This window comes from Microbacterium sp. WCS2018Hpa-23 (assembly GCF_031843845.1).
Classification (GTDB): domain Bacteria; phylum Actinomycetota; class Actinomycetes; order Actinomycetales; family Microbacteriaceae; genus Microbacterium.
The window spans coordinates 28,332-46,672 of record NZ_JAVTIZ010000003.1; the positions used below are offsets into that span (position 1 = coordinate 28,332).

An 18,341-nucleotide genomic window follows, 5' to 3' on the forward strand; every position below is an offset into this window, starting at 1 on the left:
CCGCGGGCGTTAGCGTGGAGGGGTGATCGCCCTCGCTGTCGTCCTGTTCCTCAACGCCGCCTTCAACGTGCTGGTGTGGCCCCGCTTCTACAAGCGCGTCGCGACCGACCCGCGGGCTCGGGATGCCGACGGCAAGGCCACGACCTTCCTCAAGGTGCACGCCGTGCTGATCGCGATCGCCCTGGTGCTCGCACTGGTCTCGGTACTGGTCGGCGTCGCGGCACTCACCGGCGCACTCTGACGCCCGACCGCCCGGCACGCCCGCCCGACCGCCCGGCACGCCCGCCCGGCAGACCGCCCGCCCGACCAGCCGATCGCCCGCTTGACCAGCCGATCGCCCGCTTGACCAGCCGATCGCCCGCTCGACCATTCGCCCGGACCGCCGAAACCGGCCGCTCGAGACCGTCAGCCTGCTGAGACCGGCTGCTGCAGCTCGGTGATCCAGTCGGCCTGATCTTCGGATTCCGACTGCAGGTAGACCTCGCGGCAGGGTCCGACAGCCGCGGCGCCCCGCTCTGTGATCGCGGCGTTCACCGCCCCCCAGCTGTCGTCGATCGTCGCCATGGATCCGTGGTGGGTGGCCGTGAAAGCCGACTCCACGGCCGGCAGCTCGACGATCACGAGACCGTCGATCGCGGGCCCGTCGTACGTGAAGCCCACGGTGATGCGCACCCCGTGGCGGTCCATGTCGTACTCGGCGATCGGCAGGCCGGGGGTCGCCCCTGATGCCAGAAGCGCATCGGCGACCCGGTCGAACAGCGGCCCGACGACCGCGGCGACCTCTGGCTGCGTGTCGACCTTCTCGGTCAGGGTCGCGAGGCGGACATAGGGAAGAGGCTTCTCGCTGATCTCCAGGGCTGACATCGTCGTCTCCTCAAAGTAGGGGTGTCGGTGCCGCCGATCCTACGCATCCTCACCGACATTCGCATCGACACCGATGTCCGATCCCGACACCGACATGCCTCAGGGGTGCTCGGGGACCGGCGGCTTCCACGCCTCGTCCGGCCCGATCGCAGTGGAGATCCTCTGACTGATCACGCCGAGCTGGCGCGTCTGCGCGACCGTCAGGCTGTCGAAGATCACCCGCCTCACCAGCGCGTGATGCGCGGGAGTGGACTCGACGACCTTGTCGTGCCCGCTCGCCGTGAGGATGCCGAGCGTGAACCGGCCGTCGGCGGAGTCGGTCTCGCGGCGGACCCATCCTTTCGCCTCCAGGCGAGAGACAGCGCGGGAGAGCCGCGAGAGGGTGCAGCTGGCGTAGCTCGCGAGGACGCTGAGACGGAGTGATCGATCGGGCGCGGAGTCGAGGGCGAACAGGACGCCGTGCTCGAAATGGGTCAGCCCGCTGTCTCGCTGCAGCTGGGCGTCGAGAGCGGTCGGGAGGCGCTCGACCAACGTGGCCACGGACGCCCAGATCTCCAGTTCGTCCGCGCTCAATGGATCGTCGATCGATTGCTCAGGCATGTCATGACACTACTTCATCTGCTCGGTCGTTACTTGCTCAGGCAAGTCAATCCACATAGAGTTACTTGCTCAGGCAAGTCAATGCGTCGCTCGGCGGCGCCAGGAGGAGTAGTCATGGATCTGCGACTGCACGACGAGAAGGCGTTCGTCAGCGGCTCTACCCAGGGCATCGGATACGCCATCGCCGCCCAGCTCGCTGCAGAGGGTGCGAAGGTGACGCTCAACGGGCGCACCGCAGAACGCGTCGACGCGGCGGTCGAGCGTCTGCGCGGCGAGCAGCCGCGGGCTCGGGTATCGGGACTCGCGGCCGACTTCGCGGATGCCGGGGAGGTGGCGCGGCTCTCGGACGCACTGGGTGATGTGGACATCCTCGTGAACAATGTCGGGCTCTTCGGTCTCGCCGACTTCGCATCGATCAGCGACGAGGACTGGGCGCGGTACTTCGACGTCAACGTCATGAGCGGCGTGCGACTGTCGCGGGCGGTGCTCGGCGGAATGCTCGCGCGGGGTTCGGGGCGCATCATCTTCATCAGCAGTGAATCCGGGGTCAACGTGCCAGCCGACATGGTGCACTACGGCACGACGAAAGCGGCGATGATCGCGCTGGGGAACGGCCTGGCGAAGCTCACTCGAGGCACCGCAGTCACGGTCAACACCGTGCTCGGCGGTCCCACCTTCTCCGATGGAGTGGCTGCATCCGTGGCGGCCGTGGCCGAAGCGCAAGGCCTTCCCGCCGAGGCGATGAAGAGCGCGATCATCGGCCAGAATCACACGACCCTGCTGCAGCGGTTCATCGACCCGACGGAGATCGCGAGCCTGGTCGCGTATCTGTCGAGCCCGCTGTCGTCGGCGACGAACGGCGCCGCACTGCGCGCGGACGGGGGCGTGCTCACCGGGATGCTGTGACGACGTCGGAGGATCCGACGTCTGCGGCCGGCCCCTGAGCACAGACCAGGACATCGAGGGGAATGGGGCTCAGGTGTTCTCGTACTGCGTGGCGTGCTCGGCCCAGCGCGACTCGATCGGCAGCGCGCGCAATGCGCGGTTGCCCAGGGCGAGCGCGACCGCGATGACGCAGAGCGCCGCGCAGACGAGGATCGTCCATTCGCGGCCGATCCAGGTGAGTCCGAAGCCGGCGATCAGCGGAGCGAGCGGCAGCGCGCCCATGCCCAGAACGCCGGCCGCGCTGTTCGCCCTGCCGAGCAACTGCGTCGGTGTCGCGACCATGAAGTAGCCCATCATCCCCGCATTGAGGGCCGGAAGCAGCAGCACCGACGCGCCCAGCACGACCACGATCGCCCACGGTTCGGTGACCATCGACAGCACGATCGTGCCCACGGCGACCACCGAGAGTCCGCTGATCGCGATCACGCCGGCGCGGATGCGGGGCACGAGCGTCGGCGCGACGACCGCCCCGACGAGCATGACGGCACCGACAGCCGCGCTGAGCGAACCGATCAGCAGTTCGGAGTATCCGTCCTGCTGCAGCGCGTAGATCGTGGTGGTGATCGCGGCGTTGAAGCCCAGGTTGATGACCGTGATGATGAGCAGCACGCCGCCGAGATCGGGTCGGGCGAGCAGCCAGGCGAATCCCTCGCGCAGCTCGGCCCAGGCGCTGGTCTTGCCTTGCACACCCACATCCGTCGCGGGCTCCACGGGAAAACCCAGACCGTCCGCCGGATCCACGGCGGGTCCCACGGCGACACGCTCGTCGCCGACCGGGCGCTCTCCGTTCTCCGGGCGGGCACCCGCAGCATCCGCACCCGCTCCCGTGTCGACGATCCCGGCGCGGCGCATCTCGCGCTGCAGCATCCAGGCCATGACCGCCGCGACCGCGTGGCAGAGCGTCATGACCGCTCCGACGAGCCAGCCGCCGACGCCCAGCAGCAGACCGCCGAGGGGGCCGCCGGCGAGCTGGATCGCGGCATCACGCCCCTGGTTCGCGGCCTGCGCGCGCCCCATGGCGTCGTCGGGCACGATCTCCTTGATCGCACTCTCGCCCGCGACGTCGAACAGGCCGCTGCGCGCGGCCAGCAGCACGTCGGCGATGAGGAGCGTGGCGAAGGTCAGCGCGCCCCCGAGCGCGAGCAGAGTGAAGGCGCCCGCCAGCAGGATGCCGATGAGAGAGCCGATCAGCATCAGGAGGATGCGCCGATGGCGATCGGCGAGGATGCCGCCGGCGAGCGTGAGCAGCAGCCGGGCGACCATGCCTGCGCCGCCGATGATGCCGGCCTGCGCGGGGTCGTTCGTGACGATCAGGGCGAGCAGGGGGATAGCGAACGCGAACAGGGCGGCCGCGAGCCCCTTGCTCGTGTCGCTCACGAGCCAGGTCAGGTATCGGGCGTTGCGCCACAGACGGTGGGGCTCGGTCACGGTCGTCATGGTACTCACCGTAATTGCGCAAGAACAGTTGCGCAATACTTATTGCGCAACTTCTTGTGCGGATACACTCTCGGTATGGCGGAGGCGAAGAAGGACGCGGACCAGGTCTGGATGACGTCGGCGATGCTGAAGGCCTACGCGCACCCGCTGCGTCGTCAGATGATCCGTCTGTTCTCGCGTCGCGAGCACCTGCGTGCGGCCGACGTCGCCGCCGATCTCGACGTGCCGGCCAACTCTGCGAGCTTCCACCTGCGGGTCCTGGCCGATGCGGGTCTCATCGAAGAGGCCCCCGAGCATGCCCGCGATCGCCGCGACCGCGTCTGGAAGTCACGCAGAGGATCGTTCAACGTCGGCGACCCCGAGCATCCGGTGCCGGATGAGGCCCTGGGCACCGCCATGGTCCGCTCGGTCGCCGACGACCATCAGGACATGCTGAGCCGCGTGATCGCCTGGACTCCCGAATACCTCTCGGGCCGAGCGACCGAGGCGCGGGCCCACTTCTCGCAGCGCATGGTGCGCCTCACCGAGTCCGAGTTCGAAGCCGTGATGGAGCGCGTGCAGGAGGTCATCACCGAGGCCGTCGATGCCCACGACAAGGATGACCCGGCCGGGCGCTCATGGCAGGTCGACGTCCTCGCGGCCGACGACACGATCTGACGGCGGCTAACTGCCATTCCTGGGCGTTCGAATCGCGCGAATGACCCGATCCGGAGTGAATATCGGGTCATTCAGGCGATTCGAACGGCTCTTCCGGCTCCCGGTGGCCGCTGAGAATGAGGATGCGGCGCAGTTGCATCGCCGCGAGCACTCCGGGCCCCATCGACCGCCGCACGTCGATCGTGCGGTCGTCGACGGTCGCGAGCAGCAGGCGGATCGCGCGCGCGGCCTCCCCCCGAGCACGGTGATCTGCGGGCGTGAGCGGATCCTGCTGCACGATGACCTCGGCGACGGCGTGGCATGCGGCCGAGAGCGGGTCGGGCAGCGCCGCATCGAGTTCGAGTCCGCCCGGGCGGTCCCAGATGGTGTCGGCGACCTCGTCGGAGATGTCGCGGATCAGGTGCGCTACGCGATCGAGGCGCGCGAGTTCCTCGTGGATGTGCCGCGTCTCTCCTCTGTGCCCGAACGCGCGCGGGTTGCCTCGTCGACTGTCGTCGGCGTCGGACAGTGCGGTGCGAAGCTCCGACGTGGTGTCGGCCAGGGATGCCGCATCGTCGGCCCACTGCTCGTGCTCAGGCGGCCAGGAATCCGAAACGGCCGAGCCGATGTCGTGCAGGTGCTCGCTCAGCTGCGTGCGGAAGGCGTCGACCTTCGCCGCGGCGGCGAGGGTGAGCGGAGCGGGGGCGATCACCAGGTTCACGATGAACCCGACGACCACTCCGACCCCCATCTGCACCAGGTAGCCGAGCGAATAGTCTTCGGCATCCTGGCCGCCGACGATCAGCACGAACAGCGCAGCCATGGGCACGTACTCCCGTCCGACGCCGAACCACCCGGTGCCCGAGACGAGCACGCCGACGCCGACGACGGCGGGGATGCTCCACCACGTCGGGCCGACGGTGAGCACGACGACTGCGGCCAGTCCGATGCCGGTCGCGAGTCCGAGCAGGGTCTGCAGCCCCGATCGCACCGAGCCCATCAACGTCGGATACATGCTGACCAGCGCGCCGAGCGGCGCGTAGTACGGGTACTCGTCGGTGACTCCGGGCGTATGAGGAGCGATCAGCCACGCAAGCCCGACCGCCAGTGCGGTCTTGGCGACGAGCAGAAGTCGAGCGGGGTCGACCGCCTCGCGCAGCGAGCGCACGATGCCGGGGCGGCGCGCGCGCACTCGTGTTCTGATGTTCGTCACGGCATCCTCTCGTCATCCTCCCCGAAGGGTGACGCTAGCCGCTCGGCGTCCGTGCTCGCACCGGGTTGCATCCGGCGGTGAGGCCGGGTAGCGGTCACGACACGACGACGCCGGCCGCCCCGTAAGGAGCGACCGGCGCCGAGTGATCACCGACTGGTCAGGGGATGGCCCTGCGGAAGGCGAGGAAGGAGATGCCCGCGAGCACCACCGTGGCGACGAGGCCCCACAGCGCGAGACCGAGAGCGCCCGCGTCGAGGATCGCCCGCCACACCTCATCCCACAGCTCGAGTCTCGTGGCGAGGAACGCGAGCCCCACGAGGATGAGGCCCAGACCGACGCTCGCGATGGTGAGCACGGTGGGTCCCCAGCTCTTGTAGATCGTCGCTCCGGTGAAGCCGACGACGAACAGGAAGAGGGCGAGGGTGAAGTACACGGTGAACGCTCCGAGCGGACCCGCCTCCCACAGCCACGGCAGGTAGAACACGTAGCCGTTCACGCCGTAGCCGTTGGTCAGCGTCTCGATTCCGCCCCCGATCAGGAAGACGACGCCCATGAGCGCGCTTCCGAGGATCGCCGTGAGCAGCGTGCCGAAGAAGAAGTCGCGCCGGGTGATGCTCATCGCCTGCGAGAACGGGAAGGTGAGCGTCATGGCCGAGAGGCCGATGGCGAAGAAGTACCAGAGCGGAGCCTGGCCGCCGCCCCCGTACTTCGGACCCTCGGTCGGGATCATCGCGTAGATCAGCACCGAGATGATGACCGCGGAGCCGAGGATGATCAGCGGCACCCAGATGAACGTCTGCCGGTTGATCAGCTGCAGGCGGATGACGTTGAGTGTGCGTCGCATCAGCGGACCTCCTCTTTCGCGGCGGAGACTCTGGTGGCAGAGCCCGCCTCGGCCTTCTGGGTGAGACGCACGATCAGCTGCTGCAGCGACACCGGAGCGAGATCGAGACCGGATGCGGTGACCTCGGCGCGCTCGGCGGCAGACAGGGTGCCGAGCACGGTGACGGAGGCGACTCGGCCGAGGGCCTCCCGGTGCAGCACTTCGCGGTCGGAGGCCCACGCGTCGACCTTGGTCGCATCGCCGATCACGGTGACGGCGCGGTCGCGCACGGCATCCGTGTCTTCGTTGAGCAGGATCTGCCCGTTGTCGATCACGATGACCTTCTCGATGAGGTTCGACACCTCGTCGATCAGGTGCGACGAGAGGATGATCGTGCGCGGGTGCTCGGCGTAGTCCTCGAGCAGCCGGTCGTAGAAGATCTGCCTGGCGACCGCGTCGAGTCCCAGGTAGGGCTCGTCGAAGAAGGTGAGCTCGGCGCGTGAGGCGAGACCGATGATCACGCCGACGGCCGAGAGCTGTCCGCGCGAGAGCTTCTTGATCGTCTGCTTCATCGGCAGCTGGAACTGCTCGATGAGCTCGTCGGCGAGATCCTGACTCCAGTTGCGGAAGAACAGGCTCGCTGCCTTGAACGCGTGACGCGGGTACGCGTCGTCCGGGTACTTCTGGCTCTCGCGCACGAAGCAGATCCGGTTGAGGACGTGCGTGTTCTCGTAGGGGTGCTCGCCGAACACGCGCACGGTGCCCGACGACTCGAAGTTCTGCGCGGTCAGGATTGACATGAGCGTCGTCTTGCCCGCCCCGTTGCGGCCGAGCAGTCCGTAGATCGCGCCACCCTCGAGGGTGAGCGACACGTTGTCGAGCGCGTTCTTCTCCTTGTAGTGCTTGGTGAGGTTCTGCACCTCGATGACGGCGGTCATGCGGGGGTCTTCCCTTCGGTCTGTGTGGTCTGCGGTGCCAGCGCTGCGCGTTCACGCAACAGCGTGGCGAGGTCTTCGGCGCCGAGGCCCAGAGTGCGGGCCTCGGCGAGGAGCGGGTCGATGTAGCGGTCGGCGAATGCGGCGCGCCGCTCGCCGACGACGATGTCGCGCGCTCCGGCGGCGACGAACATGCCGATGCCGCGGCGCTTGTACAGCACTCCCTTGTCGGTGAGCATGGCGACTCCCTTCGCTGCGGTCGCGGGGTTGATCCGGTAGAAGCCGGCGAGTTCGTTCGTCGACGGAGCCTGCGTCTCCTCCGCGAGCGAGCCGTCGATGATCGAGTCCTCGATCTGCTCGGCGATCTGGAGGAAGAGCGGCTTGCCTTCGTCGATCACGAGTCCTCCGAGTGGTTGGTGGGTTAGTTACTCGACTAGGTAACCACTGAACCTCGGTCGTGTCAACAGTTGTTTCGGGCAGGCAGTCGTGCGGAACTGGCCCCGCCTGGGCGGGTGCGGGGCGGAACTCACGCAGCCTGGCCGGTGCGGGGTCAGTTCTGCATCCGAAAGGCCGCATTGCTGTGCGGGACTGGCCCCGGCTGGGCGGTGCGGTGCGGAACTGGCCCCACCTGGGCGGGTGCGGTGGTGGCGGTGGCTGTCCGGGGCGGCGGCGGGCAGACGAAGAGGGGCGGATGCCGCAGCATCCGCCCCTCCGCATCGAGATCCCGGCCGAATCGAGGTCAGCCGCGCAGATCCCTGGCGCGCAGCGCGAAGACCGAGGCGGCGACGAAGGCCGCAGCCAGGCCCCAGGTCAGGGCGAGTCCGCCCGGGTCGACCCCTTCGGCGAGCGGCGGCTGGCGATACACCCACGCGTAGGGCGACAGCGCGTTCAGCCGGTCGAGGCCTTCGGACTGCCTGGCGAGCGCCTGCAGGATGTATCCGAGCACGGCGATGCCCGCACCCAGCCCGGTCGCCCAGAGGCGGCGGCCGGTCGCGGCCCCGGCGAACAGGGCCGCGGATGCCGTGAGGAACGCGAGTCCGGTGAGCGCGGTGCTCGCCCCGACGATGCGCCATCCCTCGAGGTCGAGTTCGGAGGGTCCGTTCAGCACTCCGACGACGAGCCCCGAGAACGCGCCCAGCCAGAGCAGCCTGACCAGCACCGCGGCGGCGGACTCGAGGGCGTACTGAGCGCGACCGATTCCGTGCGCGAGGTCGAGTTCGGCTCGCCCGCTCTCCTCGGCACCGGCGATCGCCGCCGAACCCCAGATGACCGCCGCGATCGTCAGCAGCAGAAAGCCGATCAGACCGAAGAACGTGCTCTGGGTGTATCCGGCTCCCGTCGCGATCTGGTCGTAGCCGAGCGTGTCGACGAGCTCCTTCGGCAGCGACGAGATCATGGCCTCGAGCTGACCGTCGCCACCGAGACTCGGGAAGAGCGGCAGATACAGGAACAGCACGGCGGCGACACCGACCGTCCATCCGAGAAGGCTCCGCCACGACTCGCGAAGGTTGCGCCGGAACACCGGCAGGATGCCGTTCATCGCTGCGCCTTCCCGTCGCGCCTGGTGCGTCTCGTCGGTGGCTCGCTTGTGCGTGCGCCTGCGCTCGCGGCAGTGGCGCCGTACAGACGCAGCACGGACTCCTCGAGGTCCGGTTCCTCCACAGTCAGATCGCGCACCTCGAAGGGCGCGAGTGCCTTGATGAACGGGTCGATCGCTCCGTCGACCGTGCCCGACAGGCTCAGGATGCCGTCGGCATCGTGCATCTCGACTCCGGTGAGACCGGGCAGTCGATCGAAGTCGGCGCGGGCGGACGCGGCGTCCGTCGTCGCGATCTCGACGCGCACTCGTCGGATCGACCCCAGTCGCAGGGAGGCGACGTCGCCGTCCGCGACCACCCGTCCGTTCGCCAGCACGGCGACCTCGTCGGCGGTCTGCTGGATCTCGCTGAGCACGTGCGAGCTCAACAGCACGGTCTGCCCTGCATCCTTCGCCTCGCGCACCATCTGCAGGAACTCGCGCTGCACCAGGGGGTCGAGGCCGCTCGTGGGTTCGTCGAGGATCAGCAGCTCGGGCCGATGCATGAACGCCTGGATCAATCCGACCTTCTGCTTGTTGCCCTTCGACAGCGTGCGGACGGGACGCGAGAGGTCGACTCCGAGGCGGTCGGCGAGATCGCGAGCGGTGCGCAGGGTCGCCGCCGAGTCAAGGCCACCCGAGACCTGGGCGTAGAACGCCAGCATCCGGTGTCCGCTCGATCGCCCTTCGAGGTGCAGCTCGCCCGGCACATACCCGATGCGGCGGCGCAGCGCAGCGCCGCCGTGCCGGGGATTCTCGCCGAGGACGCGCACCGAGCCGGATGACGGACGGATGATGTCGACGAGCGTGCGGAGCGTCGTCGTCTTGCCGGCGCCGTTGGGTCCGATCAGCCCGAAGACGGTGCCGGGACGCACGTGCAGGTCGAGCTCGTGCAGCGCGATGCGACCGCCGAAGCGCTTCTGCAGACGGTCGATCTCGATGGTGTCGGTCATGATGCGTCGCCTCTCGGGGTGTTCCCCTCGGCGGCGAGTGCGTCTCGCGCGCCGTCGAGCAGTGCGGTCGTCGAATAGATGCCGTGAGTGAGCAGTTCGAGCGTCGGCAGAGTGGTGCGCAGGAGTCCGGCCGGGCTCAGCTGATCGGTGCCCAGTGCGCGCGCGATCTGCGCGCGCATCGCGACGGGGGCGAGTCCGATGAGGGTCAGCAGCATCGTCGTCATCTCGGGGTCGCTCATCGGCTCGAGCATCCCCGCCTCGCGCTGCTCGGCGAGCACGTCGCGGGTGTTGGCCAGGAAGCTGTCGAACAGTCGATCGGCGGCGGCTGATCCGTCGGCGAGCATGCGGGCGAGGTAGTCGATATACGGGCCGTAGCGCTCGAGGTCATTCAATGCGGTGCGGATGCGATCGCGGGTCGGCGCGACGATGAGGTCATGGTCCTCGTCGATGAAGACGCCGACGACATAGTCGTCGCACGCCGTGCGCAGGGCGTTCTTGTCGCCGAAGTGGTGCACGATCAGCGCTGGGCTGACGCCGGCCTCCCTGGCGATCGCGCGCATGCTCGCTCCGTCGTATCCGTCGCGGGCGAAGGCGGCGATGGCGGTGTCGCGGATGCGGGCGCGAGCCGTGATGTCGTCAGAGGCTGAACGCATGTACAGCAGACTAAACACGTGTTCAGTCGTTGTCAAGAGAGGGCGCTCCTAGTCTGGAGAGGTGCACTTCCCCTACAGCCGCCTGCGCCGCTGGCCCGACGTCGAGGCCGACAACCTCCAGGCCCACGACGCCACCGACCTGCTGCTCGTCGAACGCGCGCTGTCGCTTGGGGTCGATGGGCGCGAGATCGCGGTCATCGGCGACGAGTACGGCGCGATCACGCTCGCGCTGACAGATGCCGGAGTCGACGGCATCCACGTGCACCAGGACCTCGCGACGGGGCGTCGTGCGCTGGCTCGCAACGCCGACGACCTGAACCTCTCGGGGTTCTCGTCTCATGAGCTCGATGCGACCCTGCTCGACGGGGCACGACTCGTGCTGCTGCAACTGCCCAAGGCGCTCGCCGAGCTCGAGGAGATCGCGGATGCCGTGGCGCGCTGGGCGGCCCCGGATGTCGTGCTCGTCGCCGGTGGTCGTGTCAAGCACATGACCATCGCCCAGAACGAGGTGCTCGGGCGGAGTTTCGCCCAGGTGCAGGCGCAGCGTGCGGAACGGAAGTCCCGCCTGATTATCGCGAGCGAGCCGCGGCCGGTGCCCGCTGGGCCGCCCTTCCCGGTGGCGGCGCAGCATGACGGACTGACTCTGGTCGCCCACGGCGGCGCATTCGCGGGGGCGAAGCTCGACATCGGCACACGGGTTCTGCTCGAGGTGCTCGGCCTCGACGGTTCACAACTCAGCATGGATGCATCTGACCGGGCCAGAATCGCCCCGGAAACGGGCGCTCCGACCGATCCATGCTGCGCTGTGAACGACGGCGAGCCGAGCCCGACCCCGATCGTCGTCGATCTCGGCTGCGGAACCGGCGCGCTCGCCGCCTCATACGCTCTCGTGCACCCCGAAGCCCGCCTCATCGCCACCGACCGATCGGCCGCAGCTGTCGCCTCGGCTCGCGCCACCGTGGCCGCGAACGGCGTCGCCGACCGGGTCACGGTCATGCACGACGACGCCGGATCCGCACTCGCCGACGCCGGCGCCGACGTCGTGCTGCTCAACCCGCCGTTCCACCTCGGCAGCAGCGTGCACACCGGTGCGGCGACGCGTCTGTTCGAGGCCGCCGCTCGCATCCTCCGCCCCGGCGGTGAGCTCTTCACGGTCTTCAACTCGTCGCTCGGATATCGCGCCGAACTCACCCGTCTCGTGGGCGTCACCGAGCAGCTCGAGCGCACTCCGAAGTTCACGGTGACGCGCAGCGTCCGTCGCTGATCGCACGCGGACCGGAAGCGCCCGAAACGCCCGCGCACGCCCGGCCCGCGACCATGGCCGAAACCCGCACAATCCCCCGGTCAGCCGACGGAACTGAACGTCGCTCGGGATTGCGGATTTGCCCCTGACCGGCCATTTCGTTACGTTGGTTGGTGGGCCTGACGGCCCGAAGACCAGTCCGCGACCACGTCCTTCTTTCGAATGTGCTGTGCTGCGAAGAGGCGTGGACGTACGGTCGATGCTCTATCGCGGCGGATCCGAAATCCGCCGTCCGCGCCGCCACAGCACCATGTCGAAACGGCCGGGAGGATCACCCGGGCGTAACCGAAGCAGGCTCAGCCACCCGAAGGCGAGCCGCAGGGGAAACGTGTCCGAAATCGCTCTTGAAGCGCGCAATCTGTACAAGGTGTTCGGGAAGAATCCGAGCAGTGCCGTCCGTCGACTGAAGGCCGGTGAGAGCAGATCCGCGGTCAGCGACGCAGGAACCGCCGCCGTCATCGACGCCAGTTTCACGGTCAACCGGGGTGAGATCTTCGTGATCATGGGGCTCTCCGGCTCCGGCAAGTCCACCATCATCCGCATGCTCAACGGGCTGCACGAGGCGAGCGACGGATCCGTCGTCGTGAACGGCGACCCCATCACGGGCATCCCGTCGTCGCGTCTGCGGGAGATCCGCCGCGACCGCATCTCGATGGTGTTCCAGCACTTCGCGCTGCTGCCGCACCGCACGGTCGCCGCGAACGTCGCCTACCCGCTCGAACTCAAGGGCACAGGCAAAGACGAGCGCCTGAAGAAGGCCGAGGAGATCCTCGCCCTGGTGGGTCTCGAGGGCCAGGCCGACAAGCTGCCGTCCGAGCTCTCGGGTGGAATGCAGCAGCGTGTGGGCATCGCCCGTGCGCTCGCTGCCGACTCCGACATCCTGCTCATGGACGAGGCGTTCAGCGCGCTCGATCCGCTGATCCGTCGCGAGATGCAGGAGCAGCTGCTCGAGCTGCAGGAGAAGCTGCAGAAGACCATCGTCTTCATCACCCACGACCTCAACGAGGCCATGTTCCTCGGCGACCGCATCGCCGTGATGCGCGATGGCCGCATCGTGCAGATCGGCACGCCCGAAGACATCCTCATGGATCCTGCCAACGACTACGTCGAGCAGTTCGTGCAGGACGTCGACCGTGCTCGTGTGCTCACCGCCGCGAACGTCATGGAGCGTCCGCGCCCCGTCGTCGCCGACACCGCGGGCCCGCGTACCGCGCTGCGTCAGATGCGCGACGCGTTCATGTCGGCCACCTACGTGACCGGTCGCGACCGCAAGCTGCGCGGCATCGTCACCGACCGGGATGCCGTCAAGCTGGTGCGCCAGGGGGTGTCGACCCTCGAGTCGATCATCAAGCCCGTGCCGCAGAGCGTCAGCAAGGACGAGGTCCTGATGAACCTCTTCATCCCGTCGGTCGAGTCGCCGCTGCCGCTGGCCGTGGTCGATGCCGAGGGGCGCCTCGTCGGTGTGATCCCGCGCATCACCCTGCTCGCAGCCCTGGGCCCCGGCCCCGGCGCCACCGGCGAGCTCACCCTGCCGCTTCTGCCGATGCCGCAGGCCGAGATCGATGCAGTACTCGATGACGGGTGGACCGCCGACCCGGCGGACGCCGTGAAGACAGAGGAGGTGCGCTGATGGATGGTTTCCGCATTCCCCTCGGCAGCTGGGTCGCAACAGGCGTCGACTGGATCAAGACGAACCTCGACGGTCTGCTCGACGTCATCTCGTTCGTGGTCAGCTTTCTCGTCGACGGCCTCACCCGCGCGCTGCTCACCCCGCACTTCGTCGTCATCATCCTGATCGCCGCGTTCATCGCCTGGCTCGTGCGCTCGTGGCAGCTCGCGATCGGCACGGTCATCTCGTTCGGCCTGATCGTCGCCATGGGCCTCTGGGTGCCAGCGATGCAGACCCTCGCCCTCGTGCTCGTCGCCGCCGTGATCGCCGTGCTGATCGCGGTGCCGCTGGGCATCTGGTCGGCCCGCAACGCCACGGTGCGTGCGGTGCTCAAGCCCGTGCTCGACTTCATGCAGACCATGCCGGCGTTCGTCTACCTGATCCCGGCGATCGTGTTCTTCAGCATCGGCGTCGTGCCAGGCCTCGTCGCGACCGTGATCTTCGCACTGCCCCCGGGCGTGCGACTGACCGAACTCGGCATCCGCGGAGTCGACTCCGAGACGGTCGAAGCGGGCCAGGCGTTCGGTGCCAAGCCGGGGCAGATCCTGCGCGGCATCCAGCTTCCGCTCGCGATGCCGACGATCCTCGCCGGCGTCAACCAGGTCATCATGCTCGCCCTGTCGATGGCGGTCATCGCCGGAATGGCGGGTGCCGACGGCCTCGGAAAGATCGTCGTCGAAGCGATCTCGACCATCAACATCGCCAAGGGCGTCGAGGCCGGTCTGGGCGTCGTGCTCATCGCCGTCTTCCTCGACCGCGTCACGGCGGCACTCGGCGATCTCGGCAGCAACCGCTCGTCGCTTCTCGGGATACTGGCGCGTCGCCGCACGCAGAAGCGCCTCGCCGCCGCATCCGCAGTGTCGGAGGTGGCTGATTCGAGCGCATCCGCTCCCGCATCGGCTGAGGCAGAGGCTTCGAAGGCTGCCGCGGACGCGGCCGAGCGCGAGAAGGCCTCCCCGCGTCGCACCGCCGTCGGCGGCGGCGTGCACTGACTCATCCCTCCCACAAGAGAACAGCAACACCGCAGTACACAGCAACACAGCACCCATATATACGGAACGAGAGAGACAGACACATGAAGAAGAAGTTCCTGACGATCGCGGCCATCGGAGCCGCAGCGACCCTGACCCTCGCCGGCTGCAGTGGCGACGGCATGGGCGGCACCGGCAGCGGCACCGGCAGTGAAGACACCGGATCCGGAGACAAGGGCACGATCACCCTCGGCTTCCTGCCCTCGTGGACCGACGGCCTGAGCACCGCGTACCTGCTGCAGGATCAGCTCGAGAAGATCGGCTACACCGTCGAGATGAAGACGCTGACCGAGGCGGGCCCGCTGTACACCGGCCTCGCGCAGGGCGACGTCGACATCTACCCGTCGGCCTGGCCCGAGCTGACCCACGCCGAGTACATGAACACCTACGGCGACGACATCGAAGACCTCGGTGCGTACTACGACAACGCGAAGCTGACCATCGCGGTTCCGGAGTACTCCGAGCTGAACTCGATCGAGGACCTCGCGGGCAAGGGCGCCGAGTTCGACGGCAAGATCTTCGGCATCGAGCCGGGCGCCGGTCTCACCGCGCAGACCCAGAAGATGATGCCCGAGTACGGTCTCGACAGCGAGTACGAGCTCGTCACCTCGTCGACCGCGGCGATGCTCACCGAGCTGAAGTCCGCGACCGACAAGGAAGAAGACATCGTCGTGACGCTGTGGCGTCCGTTCTGGGCCAACGACGCCTTCCCGCTGAAGGACCTCGACGACCCCAAGGGCGCCATGGGCGAGTCCGAGGCTCTGCACTTCCTCGGCACGAAGGGCTTCGCCGAGGAGTTCCCCGAGGCTGCTGAGCTGATCGAGCAGATCAAGCTCGACGACGAGCAGTACGGCTCGCTCGAAGACCTGGTCGTGAACGAGTACGGCGAGGGCAAGGAAGCGGATGCCGTCGACGCCTGGCTCGAGGAGCACGGCGACGCGTTCGACTGGGTCGTCAACTGACCTGACCCTGCTCGCTCCACAGCCTGGGGCGGACGTCACTCCGATGGGCGGAGGATCCGATGCGGATCCTCCGCCCATCGCTGTGTCTGCTGCGCCGCCGTGGGCGGAGATTCCGGCATCCACCCTCCGGAGTATTGATGTACTGAAACAGCGCCCCTGCGGCCGCGTCACGAACAGTCGCGCCCCCTGTCCTGTGTGTGGGTCGAATCATCGACCGCTCTTCCCACATGCGTCGCCGGGCTGACTGAAACTCCCTCGGATCCGTCACCGGACCGTGGATCTCCGCGCGGATGCGTCTCATCGATTGAGGATCTGATGACTGCAGCAGCACCGAGACGACGACGGCGTGTCCGCGCCATCCTGGGGGCCGCGCTGATCGGCGTGATCCTCCTCGCCGGAGGGCTGCCGACCACGCAGGAGCCCGCGCAGGCGATCGAGGAGGCGATCAGCACCACCGCCACTGCCACGTCAGCGACCATGAACTATCGGGGCGGGGTCACCGCGACGCTGACAGTCGCACCCGCGACCACGAAGGCGGGAATCCCCGGTGTGCGGCTCCTGACGACCACCCCGCACTCCGCTTACGGTGCGACCTCGGGCATGTTCGCACCCGGGCTCGACCCCGCGACCACGCCGACGGTCGGTCTCGAGGCGTTTGCCGGGATGTGCGACGGACTCGACTTCTCCGGGTACTGCGCGAACAGGAACGGCTCCCTCACGGTGACCTTCAGCCGCGCGGTCACCGACCCGATCCTCGACATCTCGGGGCTCGGCGGTTACGCGCAGTGCGCCGAGGAGCGGAACACCTCAGAGACGTACTGCAACATCATCACCGGCAACGGATTCACCATGAAGACGAACGCGGACGGTGACCGGACGGCCGCCGCGTGGATCGCCATGCAGCTCGAGATCGTGACCCCCGGGGTGACGTTCTCTCCGATCGCCGGCGCGCAGAACATCGGCACGACCGCCACGACTCTCACCGCGGCGTCGAAGACGAGCAGCTCGCGATGCAACGTCATGCTCCCCGACGCAGCTGAGCTCGACGGACGCACGATGACGAGCACGTCGCTCGCAGCGTGCGGGTCCGTGGCGCTGAAGGGCACCTTCCAGACGGTGACCCTGAGCGTCGGCACGCACATCCAGCGGGCGCCGGCGGCCGACGGCTGGGCGAACGGGTACAACACCGCAGACCTCGGCACGAGTCTCGGTGATCTGATCCGCCTCTCCATCCGCCTGCACGAGGACATGGGCGATGCTCCCATCAGCTACGACGCGGCTCAGGCCGCGGTGCACGTGCAGGGTCCGCTGCATCTCGGCGCGGGCATCACATCGGATGCCGACGCCACGGCGAAGCCGACACTGTCACCGAAGTCCAGCATCACCGCATCGCTCGACACGGACGACGCGATCGGCGACGGAGTGCGCGCGCCGAGCGCGATCAGGTCGACCCCCTACTCGCTCGTCGTGCCGTTGACGGGGACGACGCTGCCCGGGACGGTCGCCGGATGGATCGACTTCAACAAGAACGGGATCTTCGATGCCACCGAGCGGGTGCAGGCGGTGTTCATCGCGGGTGCGACCTCGGTCACTCTGACCTGGGCGGTGCCGGGGGCCGCGGTGGTCGGCGACACATACCTGCGTCTGCGTACCTCGTTCACGGCATCCGAAGTGGTGGATCCTCGCGGGATCGCGCAGTCCGGAGAGGTCGAGGACTACATCCTGACCGTCGCCGCGGCGACGCCGGGGATCGAGGTCATCAAGCTCGTGAACGGAGATGACGCGAACGCCGCCCCCGGAATCTTCGTCGACGCGGGATCGACGCTCTCGTTCGAGTTCCGGGTGAGGAACACCGGCAATGTGCCGCTGACCGCGGTGCAGCTCACCGACAACGTCATCGCGGCAGCAGGGATCGTCCCGGTCGGGGTCTGGGATGGCACGCTCGACCCGGGCGAGGTGGCCGTGTTCACCGCAACCCGCGCCGCGCCGACGACGGGCAGCACGCTGCACACGAACACCGCGACCGCGTCCGGGCAGCCGGCATCGGGCGGAGTGCGGATCACCGACACCGACCCGGCGAACGCGACCACCCGCGAGATCCTGGTCTCGATCCTGGTCGAAAAGATCGGCGAGGACACGAACGGCGACTGGGTGCGCATGGACGGGTCGGGCTTCCGACTGCTCACCGATGTCGCGGGGGCTCCGGGAGTCGCGGTCACGCCGGGCCTGGTCGCAGGGGCCGAGGTCGGCACCTTCACCGCGGCGGACGTGCGCCCGGGCACATACTGGCTCGAAGAGACGAAGGCGCCGGAGGGTTTCGCGCTCCTCGCGGAGCCCGTCAAGGTCGTCGTGTCGGCGACCGGCGTGCTGTCGATCGCGGCGGGGCAGTCGAGTCCGCAGGTCACGGCGGCAGCGAACACGATCTCTGTCCGCGACGTGCCCGCCTTCGTGTTGCCGGCCGCGGGGGGCACGGGCTCGCAGGGCTTCACGCTCGCCGGAGGGGTGCTGATCGGCCTCGCCCTCGCGGGTGCGGCCCTGCTCGAGGCGCGTCGTGTGCGGCGCGGTCGTCTCGCCGAGGAACGCGTCGCTGTGCAGGGCGGATAGCGCTGACCTGTCGCCCCGGGAGGAGAACTGCGCCTGGGGAGGAGGATCTGTCGGGATTCCTCCTCCCTTGCGGTGGTTCTCCTCCCGGGGCGCAGAGTCGCCGACCGCAACCCCCTCCGTGGGCGATCCGACCCGGG

At 68.3% G+C, this 18,341-nt stretch carries 18 protein-coding genes; 8 read left to right on the forward strand and 10 right to left on the reverse strand.

The annotated features are described in order from the left end of the window. Nucleotides 1-22: 22 nt before the first annotated feature. A complete protein-coding gene (locus RQG77_RS05610) occupies nt 23-241 on the forward strand; it encodes an SCO4848 family membrane protein (protein ID WP_056511117.1) in 219 nt (72 codons plus the stop codon). Between the two features lie 164 nt (nt 242-405). Here the strand turns inward: RQG77_RS05610 and RQG77_RS05615 are convergent, their stop codons facing one another. Next, entirely contained in the window at nt 406-864 is a 459-nt protein-coding gene (locus tag RQG77_RS05615) for a GyrI-like domain-containing protein (RefSeq protein WP_311243845.1), read from the reverse strand. Nucleotides 865-963: 99 nt separating this feature from the next. After that, nucleotides 964-1,464, reverse strand: a complete 501-nt coding sequence (locus RQG77_RS05620) for a MarR family winged helix-turn-helix transcriptional regulator (protein WP_311243846.1) — start codon at nt 1,462-1,464, stop codon at nt 964-966. Between the two features lie 114 nt (nt 1,465-1,578). Here RQG77_RS05620 and RQG77_RS05625 point away from each other — a divergent pair, with 114 nt between their 5' ends. Further along, the gene (locus RQG77_RS05625) at nt 1,579-2,370 is read left to right on the forward strand and encodes an SDR family NAD(P)-dependent oxidoreductase (RefSeq protein ID WP_311243847.1); all 792 of its coding nucleotides are present in this window, start codon (nt 1,579-1,581) and stop codon (nt 2,368-2,370) included. A 69-nt stretch (nt 2,371-2,439) separates the two neighbouring features. On the opposite strand, the gene RQG77_RS05630 is transcribed toward RQG77_RS05625, so the two are convergent. Next, nucleotides 2,440-3,846, reverse strand: a complete 1,407-nt coding sequence (locus tag RQG77_RS05630; protein ID WP_311243848.1) for an MFS transporter — start codon at nt 3,844-3,846, stop codon at nt 2,440-2,442. A 75-nt stretch (nt 3,847-3,921) separates the two neighbouring features. On the opposite strand from RQG77_RS05630, the gene RQG77_RS05635 reads away from it, so the two are divergent. Beyond that, nucleotides 3,922-4,503, forward strand: coding sequence for a helix-turn-helix domain-containing protein (locus RQG77_RS05635; protein ID WP_311243849.1), 582 nt, complete (start codon nt 3,922-3,924; stop codon nt 4,501-4,503). 67 nt (nt 4,504-4,570) lie between these two features. Here the strand turns inward: RQG77_RS05635 and RQG77_RS05640 are convergent, their stop codons facing one another. The 7 genes from RQG77_RS05640 to RQG77_RS05670 all read right to left on the reverse strand — a co-directional run bounded on the left by RQG77_RS05640 (nt 4,571) and on the right by RQG77_RS05670 (nt 10,635). Then, nucleotides 4,571-5,695 (reverse strand): aromatic acid exporter family protein, encoded by a 1,125-nt coding sequence (locus tag RQG77_RS05640; protein ID WP_311243850.1) that lies wholly within the window; start codon nt 5,693-5,695, stop codon nt 4,571-4,573. Between the two features lie 157 nt (nt 5,696-5,852). Further along, on the reverse strand, nt 5,853-6,539 hold the full coding sequence (locus tag RQG77_RS05645) for a hypothetical protein (RefSeq protein ID WP_311243851.1): 687 nt from the start codon (nt 6,537-6,539) through the stop codon (nt 5,853-5,855). Next, nucleotides 6,539-7,456, reverse strand: coding sequence for an ABC transporter ATP-binding protein (locus RQG77_RS05650; RefSeq protein WP_311243852.1), 918 nt, complete (start codon nt 7,454-7,456; stop codon nt 6,539-6,541). The genes RQG77_RS05645 and RQG77_RS05650 overlap by 1 nt, the downstream gene beginning before the upstream one ends. Beyond that, nucleotides 7,453-7,851: a GntR family transcriptional regulator gene (locus RQG77_RS05655; RefSeq protein WP_311243853.1), complete on the reverse strand. Its 399-nt coding sequence runs from the start codon at nt 7,849-7,851 to the stop codon at nt 7,453-7,455. The genes RQG77_RS05650 and RQG77_RS05655 overlap by 4 nt, the downstream gene beginning before the upstream one ends. A 341-nt stretch (nt 7,852-8,192) precedes the next feature. Beyond that, the gene (locus RQG77_RS05660; protein ID WP_311243854.1) at nt 8,193-8,993 is read right to left on the reverse strand and encodes an ABC transporter permease subunit; all 801 of its coding nucleotides are present in this window, start codon (nt 8,991-8,993) and stop codon (nt 8,193-8,195) included. Further along, a complete protein-coding gene (locus RQG77_RS05665) occupies nt 8,990-9,982 on the reverse strand; it encodes an ABC transporter ATP-binding protein (protein ID WP_311243855.1) in 993 nt (330 codons plus the stop codon). The genes RQG77_RS05660 and RQG77_RS05665 overlap by 4 nt, the downstream gene beginning before the upstream one ends. Beyond that, on the reverse strand, nt 9,979-10,635 hold the full coding sequence (locus RQG77_RS05670) for a TetR family transcriptional regulator (RefSeq protein WP_311243856.1): 657 nt from the start codon (nt 10,633-10,635) through the stop codon (nt 9,979-9,981). Before RQG77_RS05670 ends, RQG77_RS05665 begins: the two co-directional genes overlap by 4 nt. A 61-nt stretch (nt 10,636-10,696) precedes the next feature. On the opposite strand from RQG77_RS05670, the gene RQG77_RS05675 reads away from it, so the two are divergent. From RQG77_RS05675 to RQG77_RS05695, 5 genes are all read left to right on the forward strand, one after another. Continuing rightward, a complete protein-coding gene (locus tag RQG77_RS05675; RefSeq protein WP_311243857.1) occupies nt 10,697-11,899 on the forward strand; it encodes a methyltransferase in 1,203 nt (400 codons plus the stop codon). A gap of 367 nt (nt 11,900-12,266) precedes the next feature. Next, nucleotides 12,267-13,568, forward strand: coding sequence for a glycine betaine/L-proline ABC transporter ATP-binding protein (locus tag RQG77_RS05680; protein WP_311243858.1), 1,302 nt, complete (start codon nt 12,267-12,269; stop codon nt 13,566-13,568). Beyond that, entirely contained in the window at nt 13,568-14,599 is a 1,032-nt protein-coding gene (locus RQG77_RS05685; RefSeq protein WP_311243859.1) for a proline/glycine betaine ABC transporter permease, read from the forward strand. The genes RQG77_RS05680 and RQG77_RS05685 overlap by 1 nt, the downstream gene beginning before the upstream one ends. 83 nt (nt 14,600-14,682) lie before the next feature. After that, on the forward strand, nt 14,683-15,600 hold the full coding sequence (locus tag RQG77_RS05690; protein ID WP_311243860.1) for a glycine betaine ABC transporter substrate-binding protein: 918 nt from the start codon (nt 14,683-14,685) through the stop codon (nt 15,598-15,600). 315 nt (nt 15,601-15,915) lie between these two features. Beyond that, a complete protein-coding gene (locus RQG77_RS05695) occupies nt 15,916-18,204 on the forward strand; it encodes a GEVED domain-containing protein (protein WP_311243861.1) in 2,289 nt (762 codons plus the stop codon). Nucleotides 18,205-18,341: the final 137 nt, after the last annotated feature.